This is a genomic window from Pseudoalteromonas sp. BZK2, from assembly GCF_014349195.1.
Classification (GTDB): Bacteria; Pseudomonadota; Gammaproteobacteria; order Enterobacterales; family Alteromonadaceae; genus Pseudoalteromonas; species Pseudoalteromonas simplex.
Genome location: NZ_JACSOG010000001.1, coordinates 93,562 through 111,171, shown reverse-complemented (window position 1 = coordinate 111,171; position 17,610 = coordinate 93,562). Strand labels below are relative to the sequence as shown.

Genomic DNA, 17,610 nt, shown 5'->3' with positions numbered 1-17,610 from the left:
TTCGTTACTTTTTATTTTTTGGAATTAAATTTTTACCGGCTGACAATGCCGGAAGGAAGTCATGTATGTCACATAAATCAAAGCCGGCGCTATGGCGTCGTCTAAAAATGAGTTATGTCGCTATGATAGCGGCGTGTATTTTATTAGCGGTTAGCGCACTACCTAACCTTTACCCTAACAAATCTTGGTTGCACATTAGCTTGCCAGATCAGACTGTGACGCTGCAAAGTGTGACAACGGCACTAAATCAACATGGTTTTGAAGTGACTGAAGCCAATGATAGCCAAGCACAACTGGCTATTTTATTAGCTGAACCGACTCAAAGTGCCAATGCGTTGAGCTTTATAAAAACGCAATACCCACAGCTAGAGGCTAAAATTGTTGAGCATGCGACAAGCCCACAATGGCTTCAACAGCTTGGGCTTTCACCGATTAAGTTGGGACTCGACTTAAATGGTGGGGTGTTATTTGTGCTTGATGTTGACCTAGATAAAGCAATGCAAGAGCACTTAAACAGTGTCTATCAACAAACTAAATTAACGCTTCGTAAAGACAAAATTCGTGGTATTCGGGCAAGTATTGTAAAAGAAGGGGTTGAGCTACAAATTTTACCAAGCGGCGAGGAGCAACTCGCAGGGCTTGTTTCAACGTTACAAGGTCAATTTAAAGGCCTGATGCAAACTAAATCAACAACGAATAACCTAACCACGGTATTACTGCATTTTAATGAGCAAAGCCAAAGCGAATTTAATAAACAAGTTATGGCGCAAAGCTTAACAACCCTGCGTGGTCGCATTGAAGAGCTTGGTATCACAGAAGCGGTAACGCAAAGACAAGGTAAGCAGCGTATTCGCATTGAGTTACCCGGTGTGCAAGACCCATCAGAAGCGAAACGTATTATTGGTGCAACTGCGACTCTCGATTTTTACCAAGTCGTCGAAGTAGGTGGTAAAGCGTTTAATGTGCAAGGTGGTGGCGTTGTTAATTTAAATCCTGTTGCGATTTTTTCAGGTGATCACATTAATAATGCCAGTGTTGGCAAAGATGAATGGGGCAAGCCTTTAGTGCAGCTTAGTTTAGATTCGCAAGGTGGCGATGCCATGTCTGCATTTTCTAAGCACAACATAGGTAAGCCTATGGCCACGGTGTATTCTGAATACTCGCGGGATGCAAATGGCGACGTTGTGAAAAAAAGCGAAGTGATCAATGTGGCAAACATTGCCCAGCATTTAAGTTCTCGTTTTAGCATTACTAATATGAAAAGCCCGCAAGCAGCCTATGATCTAGCGCTTTTACTACGCGCTGGGTCGCTCACAGCGCCAGTGACAATTGTTCAAGAACAAACCATAGGCCCAAGCTTAGGCAGTGAAAACATTGAACATGGTTTAGCAGCGTTAATGCTGGGTATCGGAATTACCCTTGCCTTTATGGCGCTTTGGTATCGTCGCTTAGGGCTGATTGCCAATATTGCTTTATTGCTTAATCTAACGGCTTTAGTTGGTTTAATGTCGTTATTACCGGGGGTTGTGCTGACCTTACCGGGTATTGCTGGGCTTGTACTGACGATAGGTATGGCAGTTGATACCAATGTGATTATCTTTGAGCGAATAAAAGAAGAGAAGCGTAAAGGCCGGCCTACTTATCAAGCGATAGAGCAAGGTTACAACCAAGCATTTTCGACCATTTTTGATGCCAATGTGACTACGATGATCACGGCAATTATTTTATATGCCATTGGTTATGGGCCGGTGAAAGGCTTTGCAATCACATTGGCGCTTGGGCTATTAACTAGTGTCTTTACTGGCGTTTATATTTCGAAAGCGCTTAGCCAAACACTCTACATTAAACTAACTAATTTAACGGGGGCTAAAGCATGAGTTGGTCAACATTAACTGCAGCTAGTAAAGCGCGCGTTTTAGGATTATTGCTTAGTTGTGTTTTAGTCATTACGAGCTTAACTGTTTTATCTGTAAAAGGGCTAAACTTTGGTCTTGATTTTACAGGTGGCTACATCACGGAAATTAACACAGCGTCAGTCACAACAATTACAGATTTAAAGGCAAAGTTAAGCCCTGAGGTTGCGAGTAAATTAACTATAAGTAAAGCGGGTGAATATCACTTTGTTTTAAGAGAAGCACCAGAGGTTAGTAAAGCCAGTACTTGGCAAGCAGAGCTGAATGAGCAAGGGGTAGACTATACCGTTTTATCTAGCTCATTTTTAGGCTCACAAGTGGGTGATGAGCTTTTTGAACAAGGTTGTTTAGCTTTATTTGCAGCGCTGATTGCAATTATGGTTTATCTTGCTGTGCGCTTTGAATGGCGACTCGCGGTAGGTTCAGTGGTTGCACTGTTACATGATTTAATCTTAGTGCTTGGTTTATTTTCCTTACTTGGGCTTGAGTTTAATTTAACCGTGCTGGCGAGTTTACTGGCTATTATTGGTTATTCATTGAATGACTCAATTATTGTTGGCGACAGAGTTAGAGAGCTTTTACGTATTCAGCCAGACAATCAACGCATAAATACCCATGTTGTGATTAACGATGCAATTGGTTCTACCTTAACACGTACATTGATCACCTCAGGCACAACACTTGCGACCATTGCTTGTATTTGGCTGCTTGCAGGGGCTGCATTAACGGGTTTTGCTATCGCGTTATTTGTGGGTATTGTGGTAGGGACCTTCTCATCGATTTGTATCGCCGCGACCTTGCCGCAGTTATTGGGGTTAAGTTCAGAAAATTACACCCAAACACTGGATGATAAAACTAAAGCCTATATGGATATGCCGTAAGCCAGTTTTATAACTTACTTTCATCAGCCGCTATTTTTCCATAGAATAGCGGCTTTTCTGTTTTAGCTACTTTGATATGAATAAAACACACGTAATTGAACATTTACGCTTTGCGCTAGAGGCACAACTGCAAAACGCCAAAGCAGCGGCAAAAGCGGCCCATGATGCAGCAACTCACGAAGAAAGTGTTGCTGAAACTCAATACGATACCTTGGGTTTAGAAGCCGCTTATTTAGCCCAAGGGCAAGCTGAGCGAGTTAATGAATGCTACCGTGATATTCAGGCATTCAATGCGGTGTTTAAAGAAAGCGAGTTTAATAAGGTTCGTGAAGGTGCATTAGTGTGTCTTATCGATGAGCAAGATAACGCAAAGTGGTTTTTTATGGGCCCAAGTGCAGGTGGCTTAGTGGTTACCGTAAAAGAGCAGCCTATTTATGTTGTAACCCGAGAAGCGCCGTTAGGTAAGCAATTGATTGGAAAGAGCCTTGATGATGAAGTTGAACTCTCAATAGCTGGCAATAAACAACTGTACAGCATAGATCAGTTAATTTAATTATTGGTATTTTTAATCAGTAAATTTCATCTTCAAGTAAAAAATATCTCGTTGGTCACAAAGCAAAAAAACCTCTATAAATCACATCAAGCTTAAGGCTTATACCAATACGCTTAATTACCAATTATTGTGTTTTGGTATTTCAAGCACCCATCTAGTTAAGTGAAGTTTAGCCTCATGCGTTCACTTAATTGGTTGGGTGTTTTCATTTTTCTCATAAGACTTAATTTAGGAAAAGTCGTGTTTAAAACCTTGATAGTGGTTGATAACAATGAGCAACGTATTGCTCAAAATTTCGAAAATGTCATTACCTTTGACACCTACTTACGTGATTATCCAAAACATAATGAGCCAAAAACGCGCATTTTAAACTTGTGTGATACAGGGCAGTATTTAAGTAAAGGTTATTATTGTTCTTTGCTTGCTGAAGCGAGAAAGCATCAGGTATTACCGAGTGTAAAAACAATTAATGCGCTACGTAGCGATGAGCACAGCTCGCGTCATAAAGAACTTGCTGGTGGCACTGTATTTTTTGGCCATACAGCTCAAGAGCAGCATAGTAAAGCAACCAAAGCACTATTCTCACAATATCCCGCACCTATTTTAGTGTGTGATGAGCAAGGAGTTGTTAAGCAAGGCGCGATTGCATCATTAGATGACAAAGCCTTTACAGAATTTGTAAAACAGCTCAGTAGTTTTACAGAGTCAGTATGGCGTATTCACGATAAAAAACGTCGTTACCGTTGGGATATGGCTATTTTGGTTGATCACCAAGAAAAAGTGCCGCCAAGTGATAAAGATGCCATTGCTAAATTCATTAAAGCAGCCGCTAAACATGGTATTTATGCTCAAGCACTGACATTTGATGAAATAACCAATATTGCACAATTTGATGCGTTATTTATTCGTCAAACAACGGCTATCGACCATCCAACTTATCGCTTAGCTAGTAAAGCACAAAGCTTAGGGTTAGTGGTCATTGATGATGCTGAGTCAATACTACGCTGTTGTAATAAAGTGTATTTGCACGATGCCTTTAATTATCAAAAAGTGCCGAGTTTAAAAACGCATGTTGTTGCTGATACAAGTGAAGAGACAATTGACAATTTAGAAGCAAACTTTAGCTTTCCGCTGGTATTAAAAATGCCAGAAGGCTCTTTTTCGAAAGGCGTATTTAAAGTTGCTACTCGTGATGAGTTAGTTGCTAAGTTAACAGAGCTGTTTGAGTTCAGTGCACTTGTGCTTGCACAAGAGTACATGTACACCGAATACGACTGGCGTGTCGGGGTGTTAAATGGCCGTGCAATTTATGCGTGTCGTTATTTAATGGCGCGTAATCACTGGCAAATTTACAACCATGATGCAAAACGCTTCTTCTCAGGTGGTTTTGAAACCTTGCCTACCTTTGAGCTACCTAAAGTGGTCCTCGATGCAGCATTAAAAGCCTGTAAAACGGTGGGTAAAGGTTTGTATGGTGTTGATGTTAAAGAGCATCAAGGTAAAGCATACGTGTTAGAAGTGAATGACAACCCAAGTATCGACCATAAAGTCGAAGATGCCTATTTAGGTGATGAGCTTTATATGATCATTATGGATGAGTTTAAACAACGCCTAGAAGCACGAGGCCGCGGTTAATGAACGCATCTGTTTGTCAATTCCGCTTTGCACATACTACGGATTTGACGGCTCTTGTCGCCATTGAAGAGCAAAGCTTTAGCCAAGATAGATTAAGTAGCCGTAGTTTAAAACGCTGGATCAGCGCAAGCCACGGCTTATTGATGGTGGCTGAGGTAGATAATCAACTAGTTGGATATGGCTTAGTGTGGTGTCACAAAGGGACACGCCTTGCTCGGTTATATTCACTGGCGGTTTTGCAATCGCAGCAAGGCAAAGGGATTGCTTCACAGTTACTGCTTGCGCTTGAAAATGAAACGGCTAAACGGGGCCGTTTATACATGCGTTTAGAAGTTGCGGTAAACAATCAATCAGCAATTCGCTTATATGAAAAACTGGGTTATCAGGTGTTTGGTCATTACAGTGATTATTATGATGACCATAGTGACGCCCATCGAATGCAAAAAAACATTCGTCGTAATATCGAATTTAATGCCGATAAACACACACCTTGGTACCAGCAAACTACCGAATTTACCTGTGGCCCAGCGGCGTTATTAATGGCAATGTCATCCTTGAATGATACCGCAATGAGCCAACACAAAGAGCTGGATATATGGCGTGAAGCCACGACTATCTTCATGACTTCAGGGCATGGCGGTTGTCATCCTCTAGGGTTAGCACTTGCTGCAATGAAACGTGGTTTTAAAGCTGATGTAGTTTTAAATACCCGTGATACCTTGTTTATTGATGGTGTCAGAAGCGAAAAGAAAAAAGCCATTTTGCATACCGTACACAATCAATTTGTAGCCGAAGCAATAGCTGCAAAGCTGCCAGTGAGGTATCAAGAGTTAACTTTGGCCTCCATTGAAGATTGGCTTGCTGAGGGTAAAGCGGTGGTGTTATTGATCAGCACTTATCGATTTGATGGTAAAAAGTCACCGCATTGGGTGTGTGTAACCCATATTGATGAGCATTGCTTGTACGTGCATGACCCGTTTTGTGAGAACGAAAAGCAATTGGCGATTGATTGTCAGCATGTGCCAATAGCTAAAGCCGATTTTACTAAAATGGCTAGTTTTGGTTCATCGCGTCTCAGTACTGCGATGGCCTTTTATTTATAATTTTGATTGTTAGTTTGATTTGGAAGTGCAGTGACACTAAGTAGTTTATTTGATATTGCTCCTTATTCTTGGTCAGCAATAGGTAGCGCCGCATTTTGCGGCGCAATTATTGGTATGGAGCGTCAATTACGCGGCAAACCTGTGGGCATTCGTACTTCAGCGCTCATTGTGTTGGGTACTTATTTGTTTCTATCAACAGCGTTTATGTTACATGGTGAAGATATTGATCATTCACGTGTCGTTGGCCAGATCATTACTGGTATCGGCTTTTTGGGTGCCGGGGTGATGCTTGCAAAAGATGGTGCGGTTGTTGGTGTAACATCCGCTGCAACGATTTGGGTATTAGCATCAATTGGTGTTGTCATTGCCACTGACAACTTACTCGCTGCGATAAAGCTATCAGTGCTAGTGGTGGGGATTTTATATGGCGTAGATGTTCTTGAAGCTAAATTTAAGAGCCTAGGTCGTGGTGTGCATGCCCGTGTAAAACGCTACTCAAAGTTGTATTATCGAAAAGAAAAGTGACATTAGATATCAGATTAGAGTTATTCATGGAGCCTCTTTACGTAATAAACCCAGCTAGATTAGAAGATTTGTTGTTTATAGATAGTCAAATACCAGAGTTTGATGGCCGAAATACCCTCAGTAAATTACAAGCACAGTGTGCAGATGTTGACCACCTAGCTTTAGTGGCTTATATCGATAATGAGCCTGTGGCCTACAAACTGGGTTATGTGTTAGATTCAAACACTTTCTATAGCTGGCTTGGTGCGGTTGCACCAAAATGTAGAGGGCAGGGCATTGCACAGGCTTTATTAAACGCGCAAGAAGCATGGGTTAAAGCCAACAATTACCGAACCATTAAGGTTAAGTCGATGAACCGTTTTCCTGCAATGCTGAGTCTGCTTATCAAAAATGGCTATTCAATTGTAGGTTATGAAGACAGAGGCAGCCAACAAACTAGTAAGATTTTATTTACGAAAGACATTTAAACTTATCAACTTACTTAGGCAAACTAATTAAAAAATGGGCGCCTGCATCACTTTCTTGTACACAAATATCGCCTTGCAGTTGTTGGCTAACTATTTTCTTCGCAATACTCAGGCCTAGCCCTAAACCTGATTGATTGCTGCTACCTTTAAAAAAAGGGGTGAAAATTGAGCTTAGTTCAGTGCTGCTGATACCGTTGCCGTTATCTTTATAGTGAATTTTTAACACCTCATCAAAATTAAAAATATTAATTTCTATAGCAGGGTCTGCAATATTGTTGAACGCATGCTCCATTGAGTTTTGTAGCAAAATAATGAGTACTTGCTTGAGTAGCTCTATTTCAACTTCAAATTGGCTATGTGGGTTTTGATAATTAATGTCTAATTTAATTGCACGATATTTTATTTGCTCTTTAAAGTGTTCTTGAAGTGATTCTGAAAGCTGAGCTAAGGTAATGATAGTTTTACTAGATTGTGATTTGGTATACAGCAAATCTTGTAAAATTCGTATTTTATGTGCACATGCGGTTAAATTTCTATCTAGCAGTTCATTAGTGTTCTCTAATGTATCTAATGTGTTTTGTAGTGCTTGTTGGCTTAATTGTTTTTTTACTAGTAGGGATTTAGTGTCATTTAAGGCAAGTTTGGTTACATCAACGGTTGTAATACAGTTACCTAAAGGAGTATTAATCTCATGAGCAATGCCTCGAATTAAGGTCTCGAGCTCAGTAAACTGTTGCTGCTCAAACGCTTGTTTTTGCTGATGTAATAATTTTAGTTGCGTCTCGAAGCTTTGTTTAATGGTTTCGAGTAGCTTTATTATTGGCTCATTATATTCATGGGGTTTACTATCAAGGATACAAATAGTACCAAATGGGGTAGTATCTCCAGCACAGATTGGTAAACCCAAATAAGAAATCATATTCAACTTGATATCAGGGTTTTCTTTCCAATCATCATCAATAAGTGCGTTTGGAATATTCAGTAAGTTCTGCGTTTTTACGACATGCTCGCAATAGAGGCCTGAATCTTCTAACTCTTCGCTGTCACCAATTTCATAAGGATTTGCTTGGTTATCGTTTTTTGAAAACACACTAATAATATTGTTTTCTATTTTCATTACTAATGCGACGGGCACTTCAGCAATCAGGGCTAAAACAGCGAGCGTTTTATTCCAACTTTGCACTAACTCATCATAATTTGGCTGATACATTTATCAAATTTACTCAATTACTAATACAACAAGTCAAAGGATAGTAATAATCTTGAATTCAGCAACTTAAATATGATTAATCTGACTTAGCCTGAAATATATTTAGATACTTTAGTTTTAGCCAAATAATTTTCGTCTAACAACTGTGCGATATTCACTGGGTGTTTGCGAAAGCACTTTCTTAAAAACTCGTGTTAAGTGACCTTGGTCGTTATAACCTACTTCCAGGGCAACTTCTTGAATAGATAAATTTGAAGACGCTAATAACTCTTTTGCAGTTTGTACTCTAAGCTGTTGCCAATACTCAACAGGAGTTTGGCTGGTGGCTTGGCGAAAGCGGCGCGTAAAGGTGCGGTAGCTTAAACTAAATTGCGCTGCAATTTCTTGCAGGGTTAATTCTGAGGTTAAATTGTTTTTCAGCCAAAATTGAATTTGTGCAATGAGCTCATCTGGGTGTTTATCAACGGCACCTTCAAGGTAGCGCTGATCTTCGTAGGGTTTACGAATTTCATGGGAGAAATTACGCTCAACATGTTGCGCCGCTTCTCGGCCGTAGTATTGACTAATAATATGCACAATAACATCGGCAAGGGCATTTAAACTCGCAACGGTGTACATGCGCTCAGATTGTGTGATGAAAAAGTCAGGCTTAAGCTGTACTTTAGGGTAGTCACGTTTAAATTGTTCTGCGTAGTGCCAGTGAGTGGTAGCAGGGTGGCCATCTAGTAATCCCGCTTCGGCAACTAAACAATTACCTGTGCCAACACCAATGATATGGCTGCCTTGCTGCCAAGAATCACCAAGCCAGTTCACCAAACTCTTTTGTTTGCTTACTACTGGACGCGGGTTTCGCCAAATCCCAGGAACGATAATTAAGTCACTTACAGGCGCTGTGACGGTTTCACAATCGGGCATAATTGAAAGCCCAGTACGATTGGGGATCGCTTCTAGACTACTTGCAACTAAATTGATGTTTAAGGGTTTAAATTCGTTTTGCTGACGATGGCTTTTAGCAAAGGCCTCGCCAGCTCTGAGCATTTCGATAGGCAGGGTTAAACTGGTTATTAATAAATGGGGATAAACCAAAATACTAATTTCAATAGCTTTTACTTGTTGAAGTTTCGTCACTCTAATTGCTCCGACCAGTTATTTTTGGCCTGTTATGCAGGTTATTTGGCTATTTAAGCATAAAGCGTGTTAATTAATCCATTTAAACTTGGCTTAATTCTCATAACACGTTTTCTCAAGGTTTTTTATGACAGCATTACCCGTTATTGTCGGTATGGGTGGTATTAATGCCGCTGGCCGCACTTCTTTTCATCAAGGTTATCGTCGTATCGTGTTAGACAGCTTGGACGCTAAAGCCCGTCAGGAGACATTCTTAGGCTTAGCGACATTAATGAACTTAGTCACCCTTACTGAAGGTTTACTAAAAGATGCTGACGGCAATACCATTGCCGAATCAGACATCGAAGCTAAGTTCGGTGAACAAATTTTAGCTGGTACACTTATTCGTAAAATTGAAAAAAATCACTTCGATGTTGATGCAACGCCATGGCAGCAAAAAATGACGTTAACAGCGTCTGATGAACAGCAGATTGTTTTTGAAACGCGCCGCCGTGATTTACCAACTCCAGTACCAAGTGCTTGGCAGGTTGAAGAATTAACTGATAAAAAAGTGAAAGTTACAATTAGTGCTGATCTTGCTATTAAACATGACAGTACGCGCGATAACCCAATTAAAGCGGCCGGTCAATTACCAACAGGTTTTGAACCTTCGGCTATGTATAACAGCCGTTATCAACCAAGAGGCTTGCAAGCGACTATCTTTGCCGCAACCGATGCAATTCGTTCGACAGGTCTGGCGTGGCAGCAGGTAATGAATAGCGTTGAGCCTGATCAAATTGGCACTTACTCAGCTTCTGTGGCTGGTCAAGTTGATGATGAAGGATTTGGTGGACTTATTCGTGCGCGTCAGCAGGGCGACCGTGTGAGTACAAAACAGCTTGCACTTGGCTTAAACACCATGTCGACTGACTTTATCAATGCTTATGTAACAGGCAATGTGGGCACAACTTTTACTACATCAGGGGCATGTGCCACGTTTTTATATAACCTACGTGCAGCAGTAAACGATATTCAAGCAGGACGTACGCGTGTAGCTATTGTGGCGTCTGTTGAGTGTGCTATTACACCTGAAATCGTTGAAGGTTTTGGCAATATGAGCGCACTTGCTAATGAAGAGGGCCTAAAGCGCCTTGATAATACAGATGTGGTTGATCATCGCCGTACCAGCCGTCCATTTGGTGAAAACTGTGGTTTTACAATTGGTGAAGGCGCACAAGTTGCTATATTAATGGATGATGCATTGGCATTAGAGTTAGGTGCAGATGTGTTAGGCAGTGTTGCAGATGTGTTTGTAAATGCCGATGGCATTAAAAAATCAATTACAGCTCCGGGCCCTGGTAACTACATTACGATGGCCAAATCTGTTGCACTAGCAAGCAGTATTGTTGGCCAAGAAGCAGTACAAAAGCGTAGTTTCATTTTAGCTCACGGCTCAAGTACACCACAAAACCGCGTAACAGAATCACTGATCTATCATAAAGTGGCAGAGACTTTTGCAATTGATAATTGGAAGGTTGCAGCACCTAAAGCGTATGTTGGCCATACTATAGCTCCTGCCAGTGGTGACCAATTAGCTATGGCATTAGGTGTGTTTAGTCACAATATTATGCCGGGTATAACCACAATTGATAAAGTGGCAGATGATGTTTATAGCGAGCATTTAGATATTCGCACTGAACATTATCAATGTGATGCAATGGATATTGCCTTCATTAACTCAAAAGGCTTTGGTGGCAATAACGCTACTGCGACAGTTTTATCACCGGCAATTACATTAAAAATGCTCGCAAGGCGTCACGGTGATGCGGTAATAGCGCAATATCATGACCGTCATACTCAGGTAGTCCAAGCACAAACTGACTATCAGCAACAGGCAGATTTAGGTCAATATGAGCTAATTTATCGTTTTGGTGATGGCTTAATTGATGAAAATGACATTGAGATTAGTGAAGATTCAATGACAATCCCAGGTTTTGATAAAAAAGTTTTATTATCTAAACCAAATCCTTATCAGGATATGTTTTAAGTTCAAGACATGTTTAAGCACATTCTTGACAGCAAGGCGCTTTTAAAGCGCCTTTTTTAGTGCTATAAATGTTCCTATCAAAGGGAATTGGAGCCATTGTCATGATTAAATTCACTAAACTCGCAGCACTTTGTTCACTTATCGCATTACCAACACAGGCTTTAGCACGAGATGTCAACGACTTAGGTGTTGATTTACAGGCCGCCACATCAGCTTACATTGTTAAAAATTCAAACAAACGTTACCCAGGTAGTTATAACGGCTCTCGCCTTGAAGGTTGGGCATTAATGTCTTATGTGGTTGATACACATGGTAAGGCAAAAGATATTGAAGTGATCATGGCATCTGATACTCGCGGCAGCGAAGAAAACGCAGAGAAATACTTAACCAACTTAGAGTTTGCACCCGCTACAAAAGAAGGTAAAACCGTAGAAGGGGGTTACCTATTTTCATTTGAAGTAGGTAAGTATTTTAATGGTTACTCAAATGATAAAGCGAGCCGTGGTTTCATTAATGAATACGATGAAATCAATAAAATGCTACAAGCAAAAGAGTTTAATAAAGCTGAGCAAGCATTGGCTGAGTTATACAAAGACCATACTAAAAACACCTCTGAGCAGGCATTGTTTGCTTGGTTGAAAAGCCAATATTATTATCATCAACAACAATGGTTTGGCTTTGATGAGCAGTTGTCTGTAGCCTATTTACTGCGAGCTAAGTTGCCAACGGATATACAATATTTAGTCGCTAAAAGTGCGCTACAATGGTACAGCTTTAAGGGCGATTTTAATCTTGCTTACAATGCTATTTATGCGTTAGATAATATCGAGGGTAAACAGTTTTCAGAAGAAAACAAACTTGCCACCATCAAGCAAATTGATGACTTATTGGCGCGCACACCGCAGATTAATTCACAAATCAATGTTTCAAAAGATAAGCTGTCATATTTATCTTTATCTCGCGGTTCAATCAAAATTGAAGGCGCGAGCGATGTCACTAAATTACAGATCCGCTGTGCTGATCAAGTCATTGACCTTGAAGCGAGTGAATCGGTTAAATACGTTATTGATGAGCAAAGCAGACGGTGCGGTTTATTAGTTAAATCTGCAAACCCTGCTGAGATTAAAGTGAAACAAACTGGCTATGCCATCGTTAACTCTAAATATGACGCTAGCTAATCGTTTACTTTAAGCGCTTAACATACCTTAGCGTTACGAAATTAATCAACGCCATTAAAAAAGCGATTTCGTAGCGACTAAATGCCACAGCAATGCCGATGAGTCCCATGTTCCAAATACTGGCTGCTGTGGCTGTTCCATACGTTGAATTCTTATTCTTCAAAATGGCACCACCGCCAATAAAACCAATACCCGTGATGATCCCTTCGAGTACTTTTGATTCTGCCTCTGAACTTGTTAAAACAGACATACCCACTAATGCATAACCACAAGATGCAACAGCGACTAATGGAAATGTTCTAAGACCTGCACCATTACTCGTTTTTTCTCGATCAAATGCCATAGGAAGGGCAAGTAAGTAGGCAATGCCTAGGTGAATTAAATTATCGAGAATTTCATACCAATCAATATTAAAGTCCATGCTTTGTTCCTTGCTATCTAGATTATGATAGCTTTGCAATTTCAATACCCGATCAACAAATTGAATAAAATGAGGAAAATAGGGACATGTAGCCGGGTTTTAAAAAGTAGGGCTTGCTATAATTTGCGATTTTTACGCAGTGCTATGTCATTTTTTCAGCCTTTTGGCTGTTTGAATTTCAGCCATGCTAACAGTATGCTAAACACGCTGACAAAATAGGCTTCACATTGAAACATTCCATCTCCTCTCTTGAAAAAACCGCGCTTGCACTGTGTATGTTTGGTGCACTGATTGCTGTGATTTTGCCTGATGTTATCACTGAGCAAGTTCAGCCGTTTGTACAAATGATTTTAAAATGGACTGGTAGTAGCTTTTTCTTATTGGTGAATTTTTTATTGTTTGCCATCATTATTTTAGCCATTAGCCCACTCGGTAGCCGTAAAGTAGGTGGCGAACACGCTGTTGTTGAGTATTCAAACTTTGGTTGGTTTGCCATGTTGTTTGCAGCAGGAATGGGATCTGGTTTGGTTTTTTGGGGCGTAGCAGAGCCTGCATTACATTCTCTCGACCCTCCACTTAAACAAAGCTTATACCCAGATAGACTAGCTAGTAGCCTCGCTTTAACCTTGGTTAATTGGGGCGCCCATGCTTGGGCACTTTATGCAGTATTTGCGCTCGTGCTTGGGGGATTAACGCAATACAGTGGTAAATCAGGAGATATTTGTGCCCCTGTTTTAACGGCGCTTGGTAATCGCTTTGATAAGTCTGCAAAATTTACTGTGTCGTTTATTGTTAAGTTAATTGCGGTAATCGCTATTTTTTTTGGGGTCGTCGGCACCATAGCTAATTCAACTTTATTGATAAGTAAAGGCGTAGAAATTGAGTTGGGGGTTACTTCAACTTTATTAGTAGGTTCATTAATCGTTTGTTTGTTAGCAGTTATTTATTCGCTGTCGGTTAAATTTGGATTACGACGCGGGGTACAGTCACTGAGTATATTTAACGTACTTTTAGCATTTAGTCTGCTTGTTTGGTTGCTACTAGTGGTGCCAATTGAGCCTATTATAAAGATTGCATTTGATGGAACTGGCTACTATTTACAGTTGCTTGCAACCGGCACTTGGCAATTTGATAGCCAGTTAAAAACGCCTGACTGGGCCACTCATTGGACATATAATTATTACTTTTGGTGGTTAGCGTGGGGGCCATTTGTTGGTGTGTTCCTAGCCAAAATTAGTCAGGGGCGCAAGGTTTGGCAATTTATTTTGGCGGTTGTGTGTATTCCAACTTTAGTCACTATAATTTGGTTTGCGACCTTTTCGGGGGCAGCAATTGAATGGGATAGACTCAATCAAGCAGGTATTTTAGTCGCAATAAAACAGGATTATAGCCAAGGCTTATTTGTATTTTTTAATCAACTAGACTGGCAAGGAACCGTGTTTATTTGGGCCAGCTTATTATTACTGTTGATATTTGTTGCCACATCCGCTGACTCTGCAATATTAGTCATAAGAGAACTGGTTAGCTCTGAGCAAAATAACCGCGTAACCCTCTATGCATGGTGTTTAGCATTATTCCTATGCAGCTTTGCATTATTAATGTTACAAGATGAGCCGTTAAATCGTAGCGTTGCAATTTTAGGCGCTTTACCTTTCTTATTAATATTTCTATTGCAGTTGGTTGGGTTTTTAAAAGAGTTTATTCGCGATATTTGTGATTAATTTACAGTTTTTTACAGTTAAACTACGCGTTTGTTATTATGCTTATAAAATAAGCTTAAGTGTATTGGAGGACCAATGCTTAAATCTCTGTATCTATTACTTTCTGTTAGTTTGCTCAGTGGCTGTACTGCAATTGGCCTAGTTGCTGATGGTATTGGTGGGCGTGCTAGCCAAGCACAGCCTGCCAGTGCCTATGCAGATAAAAAAGATAATGACCGAGTGAACTATGGTATGACCATGACGATGCTAGGTTATGAAATCGACAAAGCGATTATTGAAGGCTTGGAGAGCGGTAGTAAAGACAAAGACGTTGAGCTTAAATGCCGCCAAATAAGTCGCACAGTAAAGGAATGTGTTGAGGTCAAAGCTGAGCCAAAAAAAAGACCTACATTAATGGATAGTTTTAATGAAGATTAACTTTTCAAAACTTGTTATTTGCTTAATTAGCTACCAATTAGTGGGGTGTACAGTGGCGGGGTCAATAGTCGATGGCTATGCAAAAAACTCACAACCAACAAATCTTGCAACTACAAATGCAAATCATACTAACAGTACTGTAACCGATGCCGACGGCTTTTCATTCGCAAAGTTAGGCTTCGAAATTGATAGCGCTGTTATTGGTTTACTCAAACCAAATGAAGAACAACCGCAATTAGTTTGCAGGCAAATCACACGCAGTATTAAAGAGTGTGAGGAAGCTAAGCCCTCACACTAAAAATTAAGTATTAATCACAGATACTTTTGATGAAACATTAGGTGTTCATCAATAAAGCTGCTGATAAAAAAGTAACTATGATCATAACCCGCGTGCATGTTAATTTCGGCTGGGTAATCTTTTTCGTTCACGACAGCAAATAAGTGCTCGGTTTTGAGTTGCTCAGCTAAGAAATTATCGGCCTCACCTTGATCAATACGCATGGGTAAATAATCATCAGTGACGGCATTTTTCATTAATTCACAGCTGTCGTATGCAAGCCAACTTGCTTTATTACTACCTAGGTAATTACTGAACGCTTTTTCACCCCAAGGGCAATTAATCGGGTTCACTATCGGGCTAAAAGCACTGGCGCTGACGTATTGTTTAGGGTTTTTAAGTGCAATCATCAATGCGCCGTGACCACCCATAGAATGACCGGCGATGGCTTTTTTGGTCGTCACAGGGAAGTGCGCTTCGATAAGTGCAGGTAACTCAGAAACAACATAGTCGTACATGTTGTAGTGCACATTGTAAGGCGCTTGAGTCGCATTGACATAAAAACCAGCACCTTGACCAAAATCGTAATTGTCATCGTCAGGCACATTTTCACCGCGCGGGCTAGTATCTGGAGCGACAATCGCAATACCTAGTTCAGCCGCTTTTTTAAATGCTCCGGCTTTTTGCATAAAATTTTCATCAGTGCAGGTTAAACCTGACAACCAATACATGACGGGTACTTTGTTGGTTTCGCTGGCACCGGGCGGTAAAAAAATCGCAAAGCGCATAGCACAATGCGTGCTGCTCGCTTGGTGGGTATATTGTTTATGCCAGCCACCGCTGACTTTTGTTGAGCTTATGTTTTCTAGCATAACCATATCCTTGAAACAAAAGCGCTAGGTATCAACCTAGCGCCAAATAAAAGATTAATAATGAATAACTGAGCGGATGCTCTTACCTTCGTGCATTAAGTCGAAAGCTTCATTGATATCTTCAAGTTTCATGGTGTGTGTGATGAAATCATTTAAAGCAAACTCACCGTTCATATAACGCTCAACAATTTCAGGTAGTTCTGAGCGACCTTTAACGCCACCAAATGCACTACCGCGCCATACACGACCTGTTACTAGTTGGAATGGTCGTGTTGAGATCTCTTGGCCTGCACCTGCAACACCTATGATTACCGATTCACCCCAACCTTTGTGACAACACTCAAGAGCTGAGCGCATTACATTAACATTACCGATACATTCAAAGGAGAAATCAACACCGCCATCAGTCATTTCAACGATAACTTCTTGGATTGGTTTGTCGAAGTCATTTGGATTGACTAAATCAGTTGCACCTAGTTTAGTCGCAAGATCAAACTTACTGGTATTGATATCAACACCAATAATACGGCTTGCGCCCGCCATTTTCGCACCGATAATCGCCGATAAACCGATACCGCCTAGACCAAAAATAGCGACGGTATCGCCTTTTTGAACTTTTGCTGTTTTAGTAACAGCACCCATACCGGTTGTTACACCACAACCAAGTAAACAAATTTCTTCAAGCGGCGCTTCTTTGCTTACCTTAGCAAGTGAAATCTCTGGTAATACAGTGTACTCAGAGAAGGTAGAGCAACCCATGTAGTGATAAATTGGTTGACCATCTTTATAGAAACGCGTTGTGCCATCAGGCATTAAACCTTTACCTTGCGTTTCACGTACCGCAGAACATAAATTTGTTTTGCCCGATTTACACATTTTACACTCGCCACATTCAGCAGTGTAAAGAGGAATAACATGATCGCCTACTTCAACATGTGTTACGCCTTCACCGATGGCTTCAACGATACCGCCACCTTCATGGCCAAGGATTGCTGGGAAAATACCTTCAGGGTCTTCACCAGATAAAGTAAATGCATCGGTATGACAAACACCTGTAGCAACAATCTTTACCAGCACTTCGCCTTTTTTAGGCATCATTACATCCACTTCTTCAATTGATAGTGGTTGATTTGGACCCCAAGCGATAGCCGCTTTTGATTTGATAAAATCAGTCATAACGTTCCCTTATAGTTGTTGGAAGTAAGTATTAAACTTAGTCTATTTTATTTGTTTCTCAATGAATGATAATCTTCGTTTTATTAAAACACTTTTACAGTATGGTA

At 40.6% G+C, this 17,610-nt stretch carries 17 protein-coding genes; 12 read left to right on the top strand and 5 right to left on the bottom strand.

Translation table 11 applies throughout. From position 1 onward, the window contains the following. The first annotated feature begins 65 nt into the window (after positions 1-65). The 7 genes from secD to BIZ38_RS00485 all read left to right on the top strand — a co-directional run bounded on the left by secD (position 66) and on the right by BIZ38_RS00485 (position 7,077). The gene (gene secD, locus BIZ38_RS00515; RefSeq protein ID WP_138600594.1) at positions 66-1,877 is read left to right on the top strand and encodes a protein translocase subunit SecD; all 1,812 of its coding nucleotides are present in this window, start codon (positions 66-68) and stop codon (positions 1,875-1,877) included. Further along, entirely contained in the window at positions 1,874-2,794 is a 921-nt protein-coding gene (gene secF / locus BIZ38_RS00510) for a protein translocase subunit SecF (protein ID WP_138600596.1), read from the top strand. The genes secD and secF overlap by 4 nt, the downstream gene beginning before the upstream one ends. A 76-nt stretch (positions 2,795-2,870) precedes the next feature. Further along, positions 2,871-3,347: a transcription elongation factor GreAB gene (locus BIZ38_RS00505; protein WP_054551429.1), complete on the top strand. Its 477-nt coding sequence runs from the start codon at positions 2,871-2,873 to the stop codon at positions 3,345-3,347. A 240-nt stretch (positions 3,348-3,587) separates the two neighbouring features. Further along, positions 3,588-4,982: a RimK family protein gene (locus BIZ38_RS00500; protein ID WP_187489271.1), complete on the top strand. Its 1,395-nt coding sequence runs from the start codon at positions 3,588-3,590 to the stop codon at positions 4,980-4,982. Further along, a complete protein-coding gene (locus BIZ38_RS00495) occupies positions 4,982-6,085 on the top strand; it encodes a GNAT family N-acetyltransferase/peptidase C39 family protein (protein WP_187489270.1) in 1,104 nt (367 codons plus the stop codon). Before BIZ38_RS00500 ends, BIZ38_RS00495 begins: the two co-directional genes overlap by 1 nt. A gap of 30 nt (positions 6,086-6,115) precedes the next feature. Then, positions 6,116-6,610, top strand: a complete 495-nt coding sequence (locus BIZ38_RS00490) for an MgtC/SapB family protein (RefSeq protein ID WP_054551426.1) — start codon at positions 6,116-6,118, stop codon at positions 6,608-6,610. Continuing rightward, positions 6,607-7,077, top strand: coding sequence for a GNAT family N-acetyltransferase (locus BIZ38_RS00485; RefSeq protein ID WP_316247559.1), 471 nt, complete (start codon positions 6,607-6,609; stop codon positions 7,075-7,077). Before BIZ38_RS00490 ends, BIZ38_RS00485 begins: the two co-directional genes overlap by 4 nt. Positions 7,078-7,087: 10 nt before the next feature. On the opposite strand, the gene BIZ38_RS00480 is transcribed toward BIZ38_RS00485, so the two are convergent. Continuing rightward, a complete protein-coding gene (locus tag BIZ38_RS00480; RefSeq protein ID WP_187489269.1) occupies positions 7,088-8,287 on the bottom strand; it encodes an ATP-binding protein in 1,200 nt (399 codons plus the stop codon). Between the two features lie 117 nt (positions 8,288-8,404). Continuing rightward, a complete protein-coding gene (locus BIZ38_RS00475; RefSeq protein WP_138615863.1) occupies positions 8,405-9,415 on the bottom strand; it encodes a GlxA family transcriptional regulator in 1,011 nt (336 codons plus the stop codon). A 127-nt stretch (positions 9,416-9,542) separates the two neighbouring features. Here BIZ38_RS00475 and BIZ38_RS00470 point away from each other — a divergent pair, with 127 nt between their 5' ends. Continuing rightward, positions 9,543-11,441 carry a beta-ketoacyl synthase gene (locus BIZ38_RS00470; protein ID WP_054551422.1) on the top strand — a complete coding sequence of 633 codons (1,899 nt, stop codon included), beginning with the start codon at positions 9,543-9,545 and terminating at the stop codon, positions 11,439-11,441. A 101-nt stretch (positions 11,442-11,542) separates the two neighbouring features. Further along, entirely contained in the window at positions 11,543-12,619 is a 1,077-nt protein-coding gene (locus BIZ38_RS00465; protein WP_187489268.1) for an energy transducer TonB, read from the top strand. A gap of 4 nt (positions 12,620-12,623) precedes the next feature. Here the strand turns inward: BIZ38_RS00465 and BIZ38_RS00460 are convergent, their stop codons facing one another. After that, complete coding sequence (locus BIZ38_RS00460; RefSeq protein ID WP_054561617.1) at positions 12,624-13,040, bottom strand: MgtC/SapB family protein; 417 nt, start codon at positions 13,038-13,040, stop codon at positions 12,624-12,626. A 227-nt stretch (positions 13,041-13,267) separates the two neighbouring features. On the opposite strand from BIZ38_RS00460, the gene BIZ38_RS00455 reads away from it, so the two are divergent. From BIZ38_RS00455 to BIZ38_RS00445, 3 genes are all read left to right on the top strand, one after another. Further along, entirely contained in the window at positions 13,268-14,761 is a 1,494-nt protein-coding gene (locus BIZ38_RS00455; protein ID WP_262387532.1) for a BCCT family transporter, read from the top strand. A gap of 75 nt (positions 14,762-14,836) precedes the next feature. After that, positions 14,837-15,178, top strand: coding sequence for a hypothetical protein (locus tag BIZ38_RS00450; RefSeq protein WP_166340299.1), 342 nt, complete (start codon positions 14,837-14,839; stop codon positions 15,176-15,178). Further along, positions 15,168-15,476, top strand: coding sequence for a hypothetical protein (locus BIZ38_RS00445; protein WP_166340297.1), 309 nt, complete (start codon positions 15,168-15,170; stop codon positions 15,474-15,476). The genes BIZ38_RS00450 and BIZ38_RS00445 overlap by 11 nt, the downstream gene beginning before the upstream one ends. 14 nt (positions 15,477-15,490) lie before the next feature. On the opposite strand, the gene fghA is transcribed toward BIZ38_RS00445, so the two are convergent. Together fghA and BIZ38_RS00435 are read right to left on the bottom strand one after the other, a co-directional pair. Further along, the gene (fghA, locus tag BIZ38_RS00440) at positions 15,491-16,327 is read right to left on the bottom strand and encodes an S-formylglutathione hydrolase (protein WP_166340295.1); all 837 of its coding nucleotides are present in this window, start codon (positions 16,325-16,327) and stop codon (positions 15,491-15,493) included. A gap of 54 nt (positions 16,328-16,381) precedes the next feature. Beyond that, positions 16,382-17,503, bottom strand: coding sequence for an S-(hydroxymethyl)glutathione dehydrogenase/class III alcohol dehydrogenase (locus tag BIZ38_RS00435; protein ID WP_054551417.1), 1,122 nt, complete (start codon positions 17,501-17,503; stop codon positions 16,382-16,384). Positions 17,504-17,610: the final 107 nt, after the last annotated feature.